Source organism: Micromonospora sp. WMMD730 (genome assembly GCF_049178955.1).
In the GTDB taxonomy this organism is placed as follows: domain Bacteria; phylum Actinomycetota; class Actinomycetes; order Mycobacteriales; family Micromonosporaceae; genus Micromonospora; species Micromonospora wenchangensis.
Map to the genome: position 1 here is coordinate 1,496,656 of NZ_JBMHML010000002.1, position 17,411 is coordinate 1,514,066.

At 75.8% G+C, this 17,411-nt stretch carries 13 protein-coding genes; 6 read left to right on the forward strand and 7 right to left on the reverse strand.

Features of this window, described 5'->3' with window-relative positions; translation table 11 throughout:
- Positions 1-7 precede the first annotated feature (7 nt).
- On the reverse strand, positions 8-781 hold the full coding sequence (gene cobS / locus ACN265_RS06820; protein ID WP_421406417.1) for an adenosylcobinamide-GDP ribazoletransferase: 774 nt from the start codon (positions 779-781) through the stop codon (positions 8-10).
- Entirely contained in the window at positions 771-2,735 is a 1,965-nt protein-coding gene (locus ACN265_RS06825; RefSeq protein ID WP_421406419.1) for a bifunctional adenosylcobinamide kinase/adenosylcobinamide-phosphate guanylyltransferase, read from the reverse strand. The genes cobS and ACN265_RS06825 overlap by 11 nt, the downstream gene beginning before the upstream one ends.
- A gap of 168 nt (positions 2,736-2,903) precedes the next feature.
- Between ACN265_RS06825 and ACN265_RS06830 the strand changes: the two genes are divergently transcribed.
- Complete coding sequence (locus ACN265_RS06830; protein WP_088644650.1) at positions 2,904-3,104, forward strand: hypothetical protein; 201 nt, start codon at positions 2,904-2,906, stop codon at positions 3,102-3,104.
- Positions 3,104-3,901, forward strand: a complete 798-nt coding sequence (locus tag ACN265_RS06835; protein WP_420119351.1) for a site-2 protease family protein — start codon at positions 3,104-3,106, stop codon at positions 3,899-3,901. Before ACN265_RS06830 ends, ACN265_RS06835 begins: the two co-directional genes overlap by 1 nt.
- Positions 3,902-3,949: 48 nt before the next feature.
- Here the strand turns inward: ACN265_RS06835 and ACN265_RS06840 are convergent, their stop codons facing one another.
- A complete protein-coding gene (locus tag ACN265_RS06840) occupies positions 3,950-4,948 on the reverse strand; it encodes an aldo/keto reductase family protein (RefSeq protein ID WP_421406420.1) in 999 nt (332 codons plus the stop codon).
- 51 nt (positions 4,949-4,999) lie between these two features.
- Complete coding sequence (locus tag ACN265_RS06845; protein ID WP_421406421.1) at positions 5,000-9,712, reverse strand: WG repeat-containing protein; 4,713 nt, start codon at positions 9,710-9,712, stop codon at positions 5,000-5,002.
- Positions 9,713-9,873: 161 nt separating this feature from the next.
- On the opposite strand from ACN265_RS06845, the gene ACN265_RS06850 reads away from it, so the two are divergent.
- The 3 genes from ACN265_RS06850 to ACN265_RS06860 are packed head-to-tail and all read left to right on the forward strand — an operon-like array spanning position 9,874 to position 12,543.
- A complete protein-coding gene (locus tag ACN265_RS06850) occupies positions 9,874-10,722 on the forward strand; it encodes an ABC transporter permease (protein WP_421406423.1) in 849 nt (282 codons plus the stop codon).
- Positions 10,715-11,566 (forward strand): ABC transporter permease, encoded by an 852-nt coding sequence (locus ACN265_RS06855; RefSeq protein WP_420115789.1) that lies wholly within the window; start codon positions 10,715-10,717, stop codon positions 11,564-11,566. The genes ACN265_RS06850 and ACN265_RS06855 overlap by 8 nt, the downstream gene beginning before the upstream one ends.
- Positions 11,563-12,543: an ABC transporter ATP-binding protein gene (locus tag ACN265_RS06860; RefSeq protein WP_421406424.1), complete on the forward strand. Its 981-nt coding sequence runs from the start codon at positions 11,563-11,565 to the stop codon at positions 12,541-12,543. The genes ACN265_RS06855 and ACN265_RS06860 overlap by 4 nt, the downstream gene beginning before the upstream one ends.
- A 7-nt stretch (positions 12,544-12,550) precedes the next feature.
- Here the strand turns inward: ACN265_RS06860 and ACN265_RS06865 are convergent, their stop codons facing one another.
- The 3 genes from ACN265_RS06865 to nadA form a co-directional block, all read right to left on the reverse strand.
- Positions 12,551-13,156 carry a DUF3043 domain-containing protein gene (locus ACN265_RS06865; RefSeq protein ID WP_281895406.1) on the reverse strand — a complete coding sequence of 202 codons (606 nt, stop codon included), beginning with the start codon at positions 13,154-13,156 and terminating at the stop codon, positions 12,551-12,553.
- A gap of 119 nt (positions 13,157-13,275) precedes the next feature.
- Positions 13,276-14,631 (reverse strand): UDP-N-acetylglucosamine 1-carboxyvinyltransferase, encoded by a 1,356-nt coding sequence (gene murA / locus ACN265_RS06870; RefSeq protein ID WP_204927850.1) that lies wholly within the window; start codon positions 14,629-14,631, stop codon positions 13,276-13,278.
- A gap of 239 nt (positions 14,632-14,870) precedes the next feature.
- On the reverse strand, positions 14,871-16,070 hold the full coding sequence (gene nadA / locus ACN265_RS06875) for a quinolinate synthase NadA (RefSeq protein WP_204927849.1): 1,200 nt from the start codon (positions 16,068-16,070) through the stop codon (positions 14,871-14,873).
- Positions 16,071-16,165: 95 nt separating this feature from the next.
- On the opposite strand from nadA, the gene ACN265_RS06880 reads away from it, so the two are divergent.
- Entirely contained in the window at positions 16,166-17,302 is a 1,137-nt protein-coding gene (locus ACN265_RS06880) for a glycerate kinase (RefSeq protein WP_421406425.1), read from the forward strand.
- Positions 17,303-17,411: the final 109 nt, after the last annotated feature.

The window sequence follows — 17,411 nt, forward strand, 5'->3', positions numbered from 1 at the left end:
GTCGTCCTCAGCCGGACAGCACCAAGCCCAGGTAGACCAGCGTGGTCACCACCTCCACGACGGCCCCCAGCACGTCGCCGGTGATGCCGCCGAGCCGGCGTACCAGATGGCGCAGCAGGCCGGTGGCGACGGCGAGCGCGGCGAGCACGGCCAGCGGCCCCTGCCACGGCCGGCCCGGCACGGCCGGCACCGCCACCAGCGCGACGGCGACCGCGCCGACGACCGGCGCGACCGGCCCGACCGTCCCGGCGACCAGCGCGCCCAGCCCGTCGGGGCGGGCGGCCGGCACCCCCCGGCGGCAGGCCAGGGTCACCCCGAGCCGGCCGGCGGCGGTACCGGCCAGCACCGCCGCGAGCACCGCCGGCCAGGACCGTCCGGCCAGCTCGGCCAGCGTCGCGGTCTGCAGCAGCAGGACGACCACCAGCGCGACCACGCCGAACGGGCCGACGTCCGGCTTCTTCATGATCTCCAGTGCGGCCGTGCCCCGCCGGTAGGAGCCCAGCGCGTCCACGGTGTCGGCCAGCCCGTCCAGGTGCAGCCCCCGGGTGAGCAGGGCCGCCGCCGCGACGGTCACCCCGGCGGCCACCAGGGGCGGGGCGAGCGCGGCCAGACCGAGCAGCAGCGCGCCCAGCACCGCCCCGAGCAGCAGCCCGACCAGGGGAGCGAGCGCCATCGCGGTGCCCGCCGTCGCCCGGTCGATCCGGCCGGCCCGGACCGGGACGGTGGTGAGGGTGGTCAGCGCCAGCCGGAGCCCGTCGCCGCGCCCCGACTCAGCCGGCACGCCGGCCGGACGGGTCGGGCTCCGGCCCGGTGTCGGTGGGTGCGGTGGTGGTCGGCCCCGGACCGGCCGGCGTCGGCTCGGCGAACTCCGGGATGACGTCGGGCTGCGCCGCCTCGTCCCCGGCGGCCACCGGCGCTGAGGGTTCCGGCGCGGCGGGCTCCGGCTCGGCGTCGGGGGTGGTCGCGGCGGCACCGGAGGCCTCGTCGTCGGGGCCGCCGTGGTGCGGGTGCACCGGCAGCGACCCGGCCAGCGCCAGCACCGAGCGCAGCAGCGGCAGGGCGGCCAGCGCGTTCGCCCCCTCGCCCAGGTCGAGCCGCAGGTCCAGCAGCGGGGTGAGGCCGAGCACGTCGGCGGCGAGCCGCACCGCCGGGTGACCGCCGTGGTCGACCAGCAGGCACCAGTGCCGGGCCTGACCGGCCAGATCCCGGGCGACCATGCCGGCGGCCAGCCCGACCGGCCCGTCGAGCAGCACCGGCACCCGGCGGGCGGTCGCCCCGAGCAGCACGCCGCAGGCCACCGCCACGTCACCGCCGCCCAGCTCGGCCAGGATGTCCTTGGCGTCGCGGGGGGAGCGGCGGGTGCGGTGCAGCGCGTCGCGGACCGTCGCGCACCGCACCATCCAGGCCGCGTCGTCGATCTCGCCGTCGGCGGTGTGCACCCGGCCGAGCACCGTCGGGGCCTCCGCGCCGGCCGTCGCGACCAGCACCGCCGCGGCGGCGGCCTCCGCGCCCGCGCCGCACGCCCCCAGCACCAGCAGTCGTACGCCCGCCTCGGCGGCCTCCTCGGCCAACCGCCAGCCGTAGCGCAGCGCCGACTCGACGGTGTCGGCGTCCAGCGCCGGCCCGTGCTCGATCGGCGCGGCCGGCGGGGCGTCCACCACCTGCAGGCCGGCCCCGTTCTCGGCGGCCAGCCGGGCCAGCGCCCCCCGGCCGGCGCGGGCCTGCCGGGCCAGCCGGGTCGACTCCCCGACCGGTGCCCCGGCCGCCACGCCACCGGCGTGGTCGCCGTGCAGCAGCAGCACCCGGACGTCCGTCCACGGCGTCGGGGTGGAGGTGCCCTGGGTGGCGGCGGCGAACTCGACCACCCGTTCCAGCACACCCAGCCCGGCCCCCGGCAGGTCCAGGGTGCCGAGCCGCTGCACCGCCTGCGGGCCGGCGTACTCGTCGGGCATCGGCAGTTCCATGCCGGGCTGGATGACCAGCCCGGTGGCGACCACCGGCAGCGCCATGGTCGGCGTGGTCCAGGTCGTGCCGGTCGGGGTCTGCGGGGCCGGCGGCACGGTGGGGGTGAGCACCTCCGGCAGCGGCCCGTCGGCCGGGACCGTGGCGACGGCGGCCGGGGCGCTGCCGTCCAGCCCGTCTGCCGGGGCGGCGGCCCGGGTGGGTACGCCGGCCGGCGGGACCGGTGCCGACGGCTTCAGCCAGGCCGGCTGGCCGGCGACCACCAGCGCGACCGCGTCGCAGGCGTCCGCGACGGCCCGGTTGGCGGCGCCCAGCGCGTCGGCGAACGCCCGCCCCAGCGGGGTGGTCGGCACCAGTGACAGCCCCACCTCGGGGCTGACCAGCACGATCCGTGCCTCGCTGGCGCGTACGGCGTCGGCCAGTTCGGTGATGGTGGCGACGTCGTCGGCCGGCTGGTGGGCCGGGTCGAGCAGCACGGTCACCCAACCGCCCAGGTCGTCCACGAGCAGCGTCTCGTTCGGCCCGGCCGAGGCGAGCACGTCGGCCAGCCGGCGCGGGTCCTCGGCGGTCTCCTCGGTGGTCCAGCTGCCCGGCCGGCGGGCCCGGTGGGCGGCCAGCCGGGCGGCCCACTCGGTGTCGTCCGGGTCGGCGGCGGCCGAGGTCGCCACATAGCGCACCGTGGGCGCGTCGGCCACCAGGGACTCGGCGAACTCCGACTTGCCCGAACGGATACCGCCGAGCACCAGGACCGTGTTCCACCCCTCAACCGACATGCCCGTACCTTAAAGCCGCCCGACCCGGCCCCGCCCGCCGGCCCGGACCCGTCACGCTGGGCGGAACCCGGGTGCGGTGGCGTGCGTGCGGTGCGCGGCGGTGCCGGCCGACTACGCTTGCGGGGGTCCGTCCCCCGGGGACGGTTGAGCGGCGAGGGGAGACGCGGCATGGCGTGGAGCTGGCGGTACGAGGGCACGGACGGCGCAGCGGTCGACGGGCCGGCGGAGACGTTCAGCAGCCAGGCGGACGCCGAGTCCTGGATCGGGCAGACCTGGCGGGAGCTCGCGTCGTCCGGCGTCACCGCGGTCACGCTCGTCGAGGACGACCGGGTCGACTACCGGATGAGCCTGCTGCCGACGGCGGAGTGATGGCGGGCGACCGCCCGGGGGGCGAGCCGCTGGTGCTCGGTGTGCCCCGGGCGGCGTTCCGGCCCAGCCCGGTCTTCCTCGCCCTGGTCGCGCTCTTCGTCACCAGTGGCGTGCTCACCTGGAACGGGGTGGGCAACGTCCGGTTCGACGTGTTCCTCTTCGTCGTCTCCGGCTGGCTGGTCTCGCTGTGCCTGCACGAGTACGCGCACGCCGTGGTCGCCTACCGGGCCGGCGACCGGGACATCGCCCACCGGGGCTACCTGACGTTGAACCCGCTGAAGTACACCCACCCGCTGCTGTCGATCGTGCTGCCGGTGGTGGTGGTGCTGCTCGGCGGCATCGGCCTGCCCGGCGGGGCGGTCTGGGTGGACCGGCACGCCATCCCGGGCCGGCTGCGGCACACCCTGGTCAGCCTCGCCGGCCCGGCCACCAACGTGCTGTTCACCCTGCTGCTGGTGGTGATACTGCGGGTGGGCCTCGACGCGGGCGGCCCGATCGAGTTCTGGGCCGGGGTGGCGCTGCTGGGGTTCCTCCAGCTCACCGCGAGCGTGCTGAACCTGCTGCCGGTGCCCGGCCTGGACGGCGGCAACATGATCCAGCCGTGGCTGAGCCCGCAGTACCGCCGGATGTACGACATCTTCGCGCCGTTCGGGTTCATCCTGCTGTTCGCGCTGCTGTGGAACCCGCGCATCGGCGGCTGGTTCTTCAGCGCCGTGTTCTGGCTCAGCGACCTGCTGGGGCTGCCGCCGTGGCTCTACGGCACCGCGTTGTCCCTGATCCGCTTCTGGCAGAGCTGACCGCACCCCACCCCGAACCGACCGGGGGTGGGGTGCGGCCGGTGCCGGTCAGGGCCGCTTGGCCGGGCTCTCCGTCTTGCCCGGGTCGCGCTCGGTTACCGGGGCGACGATGTCGTCGATGGCCTTGAGCAGGTCGGCCTCCAGGGTCACCCCGGCGGCCTTGACGTTGTCGTGCACCTGGTCCGGGCGGGACGCGCCGATGATCGCCGAGGCGACGTTGGGGTTCTGCAACACCCAGGCGACGGCGAGCTGCGGCATGGTCAGCCCGGCCTGCTCGGCGAGCGGCTTGAGCTGCTGCACCCGGGTCAGCACCTCGTCATTGAGCCACTGGGCGATGAAGTTCGCCCCGGACTTCTCGTCGGTGGCGCGGGAACCGGCGGGCGGCGGCTGGCCCGGCAGGTACTTGCCGGACAGCACGCCCTGCGCCATCGGCGACCAGACGATCTGCGAGATGCCCAGCTCCTCGCTGGCGGGCACGACCTCGGCCTCGATGACCCGCCACAGCATCGAGTACTGCGGCTGGTTGGACACCAGCGGGATGCGCAGCTCCCGGGCGAGGGCGTGCGCCTCACGCAGCTGTGACGCCTTCCACTCCGAGACGCCGATGTAGTGCGCCTTGCCGGCGTGCACGACGTCGGCGAACGCCTCCATCGTCTCCTCCAGCGGCGTGCTGTAGTCGTACCGGTGGGCCTGGTAGACGTCCACGTAGTCGGTCTGGAGGCGACGCAGCGAGCCGTTGATCGACTCCATGATGTGCTTGCGGGACAGGCCCCGGTCGTTGCGGCCGGGACCGGTCGGCCAGAAGACCTTCGTGAAGATCTCCAGCCCCTCCCGGCGCTCCCCGGCCAGCGCCTTGCCGAGCACCGTCTCGGCCCGCGTGCCGGCATAGACGTCGGCGGTGTCGAAGGTGGTGATGCCGGTGTCCAGGGCGGCCCGGACACACGCCAGCGCCGCCTCCTCCTCGACCTGCGAACCGTGGGTGATCCAGTTGCCGTACGAGATCTCACTGACCATGAGGCCCGAGCGGCCAAGGTGTCGGAATTCCATGCTCCGACCCTAGCCCCGTCCGGTGCCGGGCACCCGCCGGCGCAACCGGCGTCAGAGCACGGGGTGGGCGTCGGCGAGCAGCCGGTCGATCTCCGCCACCACCGTGTCCCAGTCGGGGTGCACCGGGGGGATCAGCGGTTCGCCCCGCCGGTCCAGCGCTCCCCAGTGGTTCATCCCGTCGCCGACGAGGAACGCCACCGGGTGCACCACCAGCGCCGGGTGCACCGGCCGGACCAGCACGGCGCCGGTGCGGTCGAGCACCCCCCGCCGGCCGGCCAGCTCCACCACGGCCAGCCCCTCGTCGGTGAACCCGTCGAGCCGGCGGCCGTCGGACAGCGTCGTGTCGATCCCGTGGTAACGCGGCGGGACGACCAGCCGACCGTGCCGGTCCACCGCCCCCCAACCGCCCCGGCGCACCACCGCCACCCCGGCCCGGAACGGCCTGACCTCCTCGAACCCCGCCGGCACCACCACCGTCCCGTCCGGCTCGATCGCCGACCAGTCCGCGTCGCCGCCCTGCGACACCCAGGCCAGGCCGTCGGAGAAGGCCAGCACCCGGGCGTACGCGGGACCGAGCAGGGTGCCGCCCGTCTCGTCGATCAGCTCCCACCCGGCCTGGTCGGGGTGGCGTACCCAGGCCATCCGCTCGTGGAACGGCTGCGCCTCGACGTACCGGTAGTCGACGACCAGCTCGCCGTCGGTGTCGGCGTACCCCCAGCGACCCCGGCCGTCGTGGGTGGGGCGCGGGGACCGGCGGCCGTGCCGCACCTCGTCCCGACTACGCGGGTACGGCCCGAAGCCGCCCCGGGCCGCCGCGCGGGCGTGCACCGCGTCCAGGCACACCGCGATCCGGTCGGTCAGCTCCTCGTCCTCGGCCCGGTACAGGTCCAGGGCCCGTTCGAAGTGTCCACACGCCTCGATCAAGCGGCCCTGGTCGTAGCAGGACCGGCCGGCGTGCTCGTGCAGCGCCGAGCGCAGCCGGTCCGGCAGTTCCGTCGAGTTGGCCTCGGTGAACAGCCGGTCGGCCTCGGTGAACTCACCCTTCCACCGCAGCGCCTCGGCCAGCCGTGCCCGGGCCAGTGCGGTACGCCGCAGCTCACCGGTCGCCTCCGCGTAGGTCAGCGCGAGCCGGCCGTCGGCCACCGCGTCGTCCAGGTCGTCGACCAGCCGGGACAGCACCGCCCGCAGGCTGAGCAGCCGGGCGCGGGCCCGGTTGTCCAGGGCCGAGGCGAGCTTCTCGGTCAACCGGCGGCGGATGCCGCGTAGCTCCGCCGGGTCGTCGACCACCTCGCGCAGGGTCTCCGGGTCCAACCGCCACCGGTAGCCGGCGAGCACCTGCTCCGGGTCGGCCTGCCGGAGCGTCGTCGCGGCGTCCCCGGCCGCCGGGGTGCCCGCGTTCGGGCCCGCAGCGGTGGCCCGGTCCCCGTGCCGCGTGGTGCTGACGTGGTCCCCGGTGGCCCCCCGTTCCGTGGTGCCGGCCCGGTCCGCGCCTGCCGGCCGGTCCGCGAGGGCGGCCTGGTCGTCGGGCGCGGTCCGGTCCGGGGCGGTGGTCCGGTCGGTGCCTGTCGGGCGGTCCGTGGTGCCGGCCCGGTCCCCGGTCGCCAGCGGGTCGGTGGCGGTGGGTCGGTCCGGGGTCGCCGGCCGGTGCGCGGTCGCGGCCGGGCTCGCCGGGACGGCCCGGTCCGGCGACGCCGGTCCGTGCGGGTCGCCGACCGGCACCGGGGCCGCCGGATCGCCGCCGCCCGTCCCGGCGCCGTCCGGTCCGGTGCCGCCGGTCGGGGCGCTGTCCGGTCCGGTGCCGCCGGTCGGGGCGCTGTCCGGTCCGGTGGCGACGGCCACGGTGCTGTCCGGGCCGGTGCCGACGGCCACGGTGCTGTCCGGGCCGGTGCCGACCTGACAGGTGCGGCGCGGTTCGTCGTCTCCCGTGCCGGTGCCGACCGGACCGGCTTCGGTCGATGCGGTGTCGCCCGGACCGGTGCGGGCCGCTCCGTCGTCCTTCGTGGGGGTGCCGCCCGGTCCGGGGCCCGTCGGCCGGGCGCGGGCCAGGTCGTCGCGTCCCACGGCGCTGCCGGCCGGACCGGCCCCGGTCGATGCGGTGCCGGTCGGTGCGCTGTGGGGCAGGGTGGTGTCGGGTAGGGCGGTGTCAGGTGTGGCGGTGTCGACCGGATCGGTGACGGTGCTGCCGGTGGCGGGTGCGGGGGACACCGGGGCGGTGCGGTCGGGGACGACCGCCGGGACGGCGTAATCGTCGGCCGGGTCGCGGCCGGTGGTGGCGACCGGGGTGGACTCCCGCGTCGGGCCGACGTCGACCGCGCCGGACCGGTTCTCCGGGCCGTCCCCGCCCGGCACGTCCAGCGGGGTGGCCGGGTCCGGCGTCGCGGAAGGACCACTCCCGGCGGTTCGGCGGGGGTCACCGACCGGATCGGGGGCGTCGGGCAGGGCGTCGGGGGTCGCCGGGACGGGACGCCCGGTACCGGGCTGCCGGGTGGCGGCTCCGACGTCGGCCGGGCCACCGTGCACGGGGTGCGCCCCGGTTGCGGCGGAGGCCCGGACACCGGGGTCGGCGGGGCCGTCGACCGGGGTGGTCGACCGGCCCGGGTCGCCGGTGGTCGGTGGGGGCGGGCCCGGGTCGGCGGGGTGCGACGGGGGTGCCGGCGAGCGGGGCACGGGAACGTCAGTGCCACCGGTCGGTGCCCCGTCGGGCGTGGCCGGGCGGCCGGGCGTGGCCGGGTCCGGCGCGGCACCGCCCGTCGGCCGGCCGGCCGCCGTCGTGCCGTCGGGCGGGGTGGCCGGCGTGGGGGTCGACCGGCCGGGCCGGAACCAGGCCGTCGAGCCTCCCGGCGTGGTCGGGGCGGTGCTGACGGGACGGCCGGTGCCGCCGGACTCCGGTGCCGGCGGAACGTACCGGCGGGGCCGGTCGGGGGTGATCTCCAGGGCGGGCCGGTCGGTGGCGGCTGCCGCCGGTGGGCGTCCGGCGGTGCCCGGGTCGGTCGGCCGTTCGGTCCCGGTGGTGGGTGCGGCGGAGGAGCGCCGGAAGCCATCCGGGTCGGTCGGCCGGTCGGCCCCGGGTGCGGTCGGGGAGTGTCCGGCGGGCCGGTCGACCGGTGGCGCGTTCTCCGACGGCTGGCGGAACTCGACGTGCAACCGGGCGGCCGGCGGCGCGGAGACCGGGGCGGCCTGGTCCGGGGCGGGGATGGGCGGCCGGCCGGCGGCGTGACGCCTGCGGGTGGGCAGCTCGGTGGGGGACGCGGGGGCGTCCGGTGGTAGGGGGGTCGGCCGGCTGGCCGTCGGTGCCGGTGCATCGGCGTCACCCGGCCGGGCGTCGGCCGGCGGTGGGGGAGGACCGGGCCGGGGACCCCACGGACCGGTCGCGGGCCGGCCCGCCGTGGTCGTGCCGGGTGGCGACGACACCGGAGCCGGTGACACCGGAGCCGGTGACACCGGGAGCCCGGAGACCGGTGCCCCGGACACCGGACGGCCGGGCGGTGGGCCGAGGGGCGGCACGACGCCGCCGGGACGGGTGTCGCCGGGCTGCCCCGGCGCGGTCCAGGCCGCCGGACGGTCCTCGTGGCGGGTGGGTGGCTCGTGCCGGGTGGGGTACGCCGGCCGCCCGTCGCGGCCCTGGTCCGGTTCCCGTGTCGGGCGGGGCCCGGTGCCGGTACGACCCCACGGCTCGCGGTACGGCTCGTCCTGCGGACGCAGGTCGGGGTACGCCACCTGGCGGGCCGCCGGCTCGTACGGCTGAGCCGGCCGACGCTCGCCGTGGCCACGCGGATGCTGCCACCGCTCCTCGGGGATGGCCGGCGTCGTGCCCGGGGCGTCGTGGCGCGGCGGGCGGCCGGGCGGGGTGTCGTCGCGCGGGCGGACCGGCGGGGTGTCGTGGAGCGGGCGCTGCCACCGGTCCGCGTGCCCGTGCGCGGCGGGCCGCCGGTCGGCGTCCCGACGGGGCGGGTCGTCCTCCCGGAACCGGGCCGGCAGGTCCCCGCCCGGTGCGGGTCCGCCCGGGTACGGGTCGTACCGGTCGGGGGCGCGGTGGAGCGGCTCGTCGTCGCCCCGGTGACCGGGTCCGCCGGTGGGGCGTTCGCTGGTGGTGCGCCGCCGGGGCGGGCCCTCGTCGGGTTCGCGCCGCCGGTCCGGCCCGGTGAACCGGTCGGGACGGTCGCGGGGCGGCTCGTGGCGGGGCGCGGGGGACACGGGTGGGCCGCCGGGGGAGACCGGCGTGATCCCGGGGGCGCTGCGCTCCTGCCGGGGCGGGCTGTCGTACCGGTCGGTGTCGGCCCGGTCGCGGTGCCAACCGGTCGGTGCCGGTTCGGCGCCGCCCCGCCGACGGTCCGACCAGCTGACCCGGTCGGCCGGCCGGTCGTCGTGCCGCTCGGCTGCGGGCTGCCGGCGTTCCCGCTGCCAGACCGACTCGTCCGACGGCCGCCGGTACGCCTCGTCGGTGGGCCCCCGGTACGTCTCGTCGGCCAGCCGGCGGTACGGGTCGTGGGCGTGCCGCTCGTCGCGGGGGTCGTCCCGGCGGGGCGGCCCGTCGTCCAGGTCGGACCAGGACCGGCCGAGGTACGTGCCGTCGGAGCGGGTCGGGGCGAGCGGGGGCACCTCGGCGCGGCCGGTGGCGGTGACCCGCCCCCGGGGGTCGGCGTACTGGGAGCCGAGGTCGCCGGGATAGCGCTGCCCGGGGAACTGCGGGTGCCACTCGCTGGTCGGCTCGATCACCCAGGACGGTTCCGCGGGGGCGTCCCAACGGTCGGACCAGCCCGTCACCGGGGGGCTCCGGGTCCACGCGTGCGGCGCGGCCCGATGCCTGGCTCGCGTCGCTCGCTCACGGCGGTGTCACCTCGTTGCAAATTGTCGTGCAGGGCGCCCCGGGATGCCGGTAGAGTCCCCCGTCCGGCACGGCGGGGCTGCGGAAGGAGGGTAACGGCGTGGGCTCGGTCACCGCCACTGCGGCTCCGTCCACGAGCGCAAACGTTACCCGATGGTTCCGGACATTCGGGGCTTTATCCCGGGCCGGCTTCCGTCGCTACTCCACCTACCGGCAGGCGGCCGTGGCCGGTGCCGTGACCAACACCGTGTTCGGCTTCCTGCACTGCGCGGTGCTGCTGGCCGCGGCCGGTTCCGGGACGGTCGGCGGGTACGACCGGACCCAGCTCGCGACCTTCGTCTGGATGGGTCAGGGGCTGCTCGCCGTGGTGCTGCTCTGGGGCTGGAGCGACCTGGCCGACCGGATCCGCACCGGCGACGTGGCCGCCGACCTGCTCCGCCCGGTGCACCCGGTGACCAGCTACCTCGCCACCGACCTGGGTCGGGCCGGGTACGCGGCTCTGGCCCGGCTGCTGCCGCCGGTCCTGGTCGGGCCGCTCTTCTTCGACGTCTACCTGCCGTCGCGGTGGCCCACCGGCGGGCTCTTCGTGGTCTCCGTGGTGACCGCCGTGGTGCTCTGCTTCGGTTGCCGGTTCCTGGTCAACGCCGCCGCCTACTGGTGGCAGGACGCGCGGGGTCCGCTGCTGCTGTGGACCCTCGGCTCGGGGGTGCTGGCCGGGCTCTACTTCCCGCTGCGGTTCCTGCCGCAGTGGCTGCAACTGGTGCTGTGGTGCGGCACCCCGTTCCCGAGCCTGATGCAGACCCCGCTCGACGTGCTGGTGGAGCGGGACCCACCGGCGGTCCAGGTCGGCCTGGTCGCGCTCCAGCTCGGCTGGGCGGTGCTGGTGCTGGCCGCCTGTCGGCTGGTGCAGCGGCGGGCCGAACGCCGCCTGGTGGTGCAGGGTGGTTGAGCACCGGGCGGCGGTGACCGCAGCGGACCGTCCGCTCCGGCCGGGTGGGACGTTCGGGGCGTACCGGGCGCTGCTCGGGGCGCAGGCCCGCGCGCAGACCACCTACCGGGCGTCGTTCCTGCTGGACCTGGTGGGCAACGTGGGGGCCACCGTGTTCGACGTGGTCACCGTCCTGGTGATCTACGGGGTGACCCGGGAGCTGGGCGGGTTCACGCTGCGCGAGACGCTGGTGATGGTGGGGTTGTCGTCAAGCGCCTTCGCGGTGGCGGACCTGCTGGTCGGCAACATCGAGCGGCTGCCCACCCACGTGCGGACCGGCCTGTTCGACGCGGTGCTGCTGCGCCCGCTCGGCGCGCTGCCCCAACTGCTGCTGATGAACCTGCCGCTGCGCAAGGTGTCCCGGGGCGTGTTCGGGGTGGGCGTGCTGGTGGTGGCGCTGACCTCGGCCGGGATCGACTGGACGCCGGCCCGGGTGGCGTTGGCGGTGGTCGCCCCGCTGGCCGGGGTGGTGTTCTTCGGGTCGCTCTTCGTGGCGACCGCCACCGTGTCGTTCTGGTGGGTGGACTCCGGTGAGCTGGCCAACTCGGTCACCTACGGCGGGCGGGACTTCACCACGTACCCGGTGACCATCTTCGACGGGTGGTTCCGGGCCGCCTTCGCGTACGGCCTGGGGTTCGCCTTCGTCAGTTACCAGCCGGCGCTGGCGCTGCTGGGCCGCGCCGACCCGCTCGGCCTGCCGTCGTGGGCCGGCTGGGCCGCGCCGGGGGTGGCCCTGGTCGCCGTCGCGGGCGCGGCGGCGGCCTGGCGCACCGGCATCCGCCACTACCGGAGTACGGGGTCATGAGCGTCATCGAGCTGGACGGGCTGCGCAAGGAGTTCACGGTACGGGTGAAGGCGGGCCGGCTGCGTCGGCAGAAGCGGACCGTCACCGCCGTGGACGGCATCGACCTGCGGGTGGAGCGCGGCGAGATGCTCGGCTACATCGGCCCGAACGGGGCGGGCAAGTCGACCACCCTGAAGATGCTCACCGGGGTGCTGAGCCCGTCGGCGGGTCGGGCCCGGGTGTGCGGGCTGCGTCCGGTCGCCGACCGGACCCGGCTGGCGCTACGGATCGGGGTGGTCTTCGGCCAGCGTTCCCAGCTCTGGTGGGACCTGCCGCTGGCCGACTCGTTCGACCTGCTGCGCCACCTCTACCGGGTGCCGGCCGCCGCGCACGCCGCCCGGCTGCGCCGCTGCCGCGACCTGCTCGACCTGGACGACTTCCTGGCCACCCCGGTCCGCCAGCTCTCGCTGGGGCAGCGGATGCGGGGCGAGTTGACCGCCGCGCTGCTGCACGACCCGCAGGTGCTCTTCCTCGACGAACCGACCATCGGGCTGGACGTGGTGAGCAGGCAGGCCGTCCGGGGCTTCCTCGCCGAGCTGGGCCGTACCGGCGACACCACCCTGGTGCTCACCACGCACGACCTGGCCGACATCGAGCGGCTCTGCGCCCGGCTGGTGGTGGTCGACCACGGCCGGGTGGTGCACGACGGGACGATCGCCGCCCTGCACGCCCGGTACGGCTCCCGCCGGCTCGTCGTCGCCGACCTGGACGCCCCGCTGGCGGTCCCGCCGCGACCGGCGGGGGCGGCGCTGCACCGGGTCGAGGCGGACGGCCACCGGCTGGTCTACGCGTTGGAGTCGGCGGGGGTGACGGAGGTGGTCGCCGCGCTGGCCGGGTTGGTCGCGCTGCGTGACCTCTCGATCGTCGAACCGGACATCGAGGACGTGGTGGCCCGGCTCTACCGCAGCCCGGCCCCCGACCCGCGCCGCCCGTCCTGACCGCCTGTCAGATCGGGTCGCCGATGTTCACCCGGGGGGCCGGGGCGCGCATCCGACGGAAGGTGATCGACCGCATGATCGCGTAGAGGTACAGCGACCCCATCCGCTCGCCGCTGTTGGGGTGGCGTTCCCGCACCAGCTTCTTGATCCGCCGGGAGATCAGCACCGAGTCGATCACCACGCCGAGCGCGAGCGCACCCCACACCACGTTGGAGGCGAGCCGGATCGCCTGCGGCATCGCCGCGTTCGAGCCGATCAGCACGATCAACGCGCCGCCGAAGAACCAGGTGCCGATGGTCCGCCGGGAGTCGACCACGTTGCGGGCGAGCAGCCGTTCCGGCCCCCGGTCCCGGGGGCCACCCTCGCGGCGGAACTCGGCGGCGGCCTCGGTGCGCGCCTTGCGACGCTGCTCCCGGGCCTCCTCCTTGGTCAGCGGCCGGGTCGGGCCGGCCGGCCGGCGGCCGGCGACCGGCCGCTTCGGGGTCTCGACGCCCAGTTCCTTCTTGCTCGGGGTGTAGCCCCGGGGGCGCGCGGCGGGTGGCTCCTCGGTCACCACCGGGGCGGTGGCGGAGGAGTCGGAGTCGGCGGACTTGCGGCGAAACAGCGACGGCACGAGGTGAAGGGTAGCCATACGACGGCGCCCGGTGCACATCACGGGTGCACCGGGCGCTCGATGGAGCGGGTCGGCCGGGCCGACGGCAGGGGTCGGGGCCGGTCGGGGGACGCGGCTGGTTACGGCCGCTCGACGTGCGCGCCGAGGTTGGCCAGCTTGGCCTCGAAGTCCTCGTAGCCCCGGTTGATCAGGTCGACGCCGTACACCCGGGAGGTGCCCTCGGCGGCGAGCGCCGCGATCAGGTGGCTGAACCCGGCCCGCAGGTCCGGGATGACCAGGTCGGCGGCGTGCAGCTTGCTCGGCCCGGCGATCACCGCGGAGTGCTTGAAGTTGCGTCGGCCGAACCGGCAGGGGGTGCCGCCGAGGCAGTCGCGGTAGACCTGGATGTTGGCGCCCATGGTGTTCAGCGCCTCGGTGTAGCCCAGGCGCTGCTCGTAGACCGTCTCGTGGACGATCGACAGCCCCCGGGCCTGGGTCAGCGCCACCACGAGGGGCTGCTGCCAGTCGGTCATGAAACCGGGGTGCACGTCGGTCTCCAGGGCCACCGCGTTCAGTTCGCCGCCCGGGTGCCAGAAGCGGATGCCACCCTCCTGGCCCGGGTCGCCGAGCTTCGGCGGGCGGGCGTCGGTGACCTCGTACTCGCCGCCGACGGAGCGGAAGACGTTCAGGAAGGTCATCATGTCGGCCTGCTGCGCGCCGAGCACCTCGACGTGGCCCCGGGTGGCCAGCGCCGCCGCCGCCCAGCTCGCCGCCTCGATCCGGTCGGGGATCGGCCGGTGGGTGTAGCCGTGCAGCTTCTTGACGCCCTGGATCTCGATCACCCGGTCGGTGTGCACCTTGATGATCGCGCCCATCTTCTGCAGGATGCAGATCAGGTCGATGATCTCGGGCTCGACGGCGGCGTTGCGCAGCTCGGTGACGCCCTCGGCCATCACCGCGGTCAGCAGCACCTGCTCGGTCGCGCCGACGCTCGGGTACGGCAGGGCGAACTTGGTGCCGTGCAGCCCGTTCGGCGCGGACAGGTGCAGACCCTCGGGGGTCTTGTCGACCGTCGCGCCGAACTCGCGCAGCGCCTGCAGGTGGAAGTCGATCGGGCGGGGGCCGATGTGGCAGCCGCCCAGGTCGGGGATGAAGGCGTGGCCGAGGCGGTGCAGCAGCGGGCCGCAGAACAGGATCGGGATCCGGCTGGACCCGGCGTGCACGTTGATCTGGTCGGTGCTGGCGCTCTCGACGTTGGACGGGTCGAAGACCAGCTCGCCGTCCTCGGTGCCGTCGGTCACCTTCACGCCGTGCAGGCCGAGCAGCCCGCGGACCACCTCGACGTCACGGATCTTGGGGACGTCGAACAGCCGGCTGGGCGAGTCGCCCAGCAGGGCCGCGACCATCGCCTTGGAGACCAGGTTCTTCGCGCCGCGCACGCGGATCCGCCCTTCGAGCGGGGTACCTCCGTGTACGACCAGGACGTCGTCCGTCAACGCAAACCTCCAGCGCGCGTCGGGTGGTGCGGGGTGAGTCGATGATGGGGCATGCTGTCCAGCTGTCCGGTACGAGCTGTCCAGGTACCCGGAGCGGGGCCGGCCCAAAACGGTCCCCGCGGTACGTCGCCCCGGCAGCATAGCCCTCCGTGACGAAATGCAAATTGGTCACCGCGCCGGTACGGGAACGAACCGGTGAATCCGGTACGTTCCCGTACCTCGGCGGTGACTTCGGGTAATCAGGCGGTGGCGGGTGGCGGGGTGTCGGCCCCCGGCAGCGCGAGCATCTGGTCCAGCGCCACCCGGGCGTGGTGCGCGGTGTCCGCGTCGACCGTGATCTGGTTGACCACCCGGCCGGCTACCAGCTCCTCCAGCGCCCAGACCAGGTGCGGCAGGTCGATCCGGTTCATCGTGGAGCAGTAGCAGACCGCCTTGTCCAGGAACATGATCTGCTTGTCCGGGTGGGCCAGCGCCAGCCGGCGTACCAGGTTCAGCTCGGTGCCGACCGCCCACGCCGAGCCGGCCGGGGCCGCCTCGATCGCCTTGATGATGTATTCCGTCGAACCGACCTGGTCGGCGGCGGTGACCACCTCGTGCCGGCACTCCGGGTGCACCAGCACGGTCACCCCGGGCACCCGGGCCCGGACGTCCTGCACGCTGTCCAGCGTGAACCGGCCGTGCACCGAGCAGTGCCCCCGCCAGAGGATCATCTTCGCGTCGCGGACCTGCTCGGCGGTGAGCCCGCCGTTCGGCTTGTGCGGGTCGTAGAGCACACAGTCGTCGAGCGAGTAGCCCAGCTCCAGCACGGCGGTGTTGCGGCCGAGGTGCTGGTCGGGGAGGAACAGCACCTTCGAACCCTGCGCGTACGCCCAGTCCAGCGCCCGCTTCGCGTTCGACGAGGTGCAGACCACGCCGCCGTTGCGGCCGACGAAGCCCTTGATGTCGGCCGAGGAGTTCATGTACGTCACCGGGACGGTGTCCGCCGCGACACCCAGGTCGGTCAGCACCTCCCAGGCCCGCTCGACCTGCGACAGCACCGCCATGTCGGCCATCGAACAACCGGCCGCCAGGTCGGGCAGGATGACCCGCTGCGCGTCGGTGGTGAGGATGTCGGCGCTCTCGGCCATGAAGTGCACGCCGCAGAAGACGATGTACTCCGCGTCCGGGCGGGCCGCCGCCTCCCGGGCCAGCTTGAACGAGTCGCCGGTGACGTCGGCGAACTGGATCACCTCGTCGCGCTGGTAGTGGTGGCCGAGGACGAACACCTTCGTGCCCAGCGCGGCCTTCGCCGCCGTCGCCCGGGCCACCAGGTCCGGGTCGCTCGGCGCCGGCAGGTCTCCCGGACACTCCACGCCACGCTCGGTGGCGGGGTCGCTGCCGCGGCCGAGGAGCAGCAGCGCGGTCGCCGTGTTGGAGGGTTCCACCCAGGTCGAAGTCACGTCCTCATGGTCCCACAACGGGGCGTTCGCACGACCGCTGCCGGTGTGGGCTGCCACACTGCCGCCGCGCCGATGTGGCCTGCCACACTCGGGGCATGCGCGTGCTGCTCTGCCCGGACAAGTTCGCCGGAACCCTGGAGGCCCCGGAGGTGGCCGCCGCCGTCGCCGCCGGGTGGCGCGAGGTCGACGACGCCGTCGAGCTGCTCATCCGTCCCCTCGCCGACGGGGGGCCGGGCTTCGTCACGGTGCTCGCGGGCGCGCTCGACGGCCGCCGGGTGGCGGTCCCGACGGTCGACCCGCTGGGCAGGCCCGTCACCGGTGAGATCCTGCTCACCGCCGACGGCGTCGGCTACCTGGAGAGCGCCCAGGCGTGCGGGCTGCACCTGCTGTCCGCCGCCGAACGCGACCCGAAGGCCACCACCTCGTACGGCCTCGGCGCGCTGGTCGCCGCCGCCGTCGAGCACGGAGCCCGCACGGTGGTGGTCGGGCTGGGCGGTTCCGGCACCAACGACGGCGGGGCCGGCCTGTTCGCCGCGCTCGGCGCGGCCCCGCTCGACGACGCCGGCCGGGCCCTGCCGTACGGCGGGGCGGCGCTGAGGGCCGTCGCGGCCCTCGACGGGGTGCCCCGGCTGCGCGACGCCACCCTGGTCGCCGCCACCGACGTGGACAACCCGCTGCTCGGCCTGCACGGCGCGAGCAGCGTCTACGGCCCGCAGAAGGGCGCCGACCGGGCCGACGTGCTGCTGCTCGACGCCGCACTGGAGCGCTGGGCGGCGGTGCTGGAACGGGACCTGCCCGGCTGCCCGCCCGGCCTGGGCACGCTGCCCGGGGGCGGAGCGGCCGGCGGCCTCGGCGCGGCGATCCTCGCCCTCGGCGGGCGCTGCGAATCCGGCATCGACCTGGTCGGCCGGGCGATCGGGCTGGAGGCCGTACTTGACGACTGCGATCTGGTGATCACCGGGGAGGGCTCGTTCGACCACCAGTCGCTGCGCGGCAAGGTGGTCGCCGGGGTGGCCGGGGCGGCCCGCGACCGGGGGGTGCCCTGCGTGGTGCTGGCGGGACGGGTGAGCACCGGCCGGCGGGAGGCCGCCTCCGCCGGGGTGACCGAGGCGTACAGCCTGGTGGAGCACTTCGGCGGTGAGGAACGCGGCGGGGTGGCGGCGGCGATGGGCCGGCCCGCCGAGGGGCTGCGGGCGCTCGGCGCGCGGCTGGCCCGGCAGTGGAGCCGCTGAGCTGTCGGGGCGGCTCCGCCGGTGGCCCGGTGGCCGGGCCACCGCGGGCGGCCGGCGGTGGCGATCGCGCCGGCCGGGTGGGTTCCGCCGGGGCGGCGTACCATCGGAG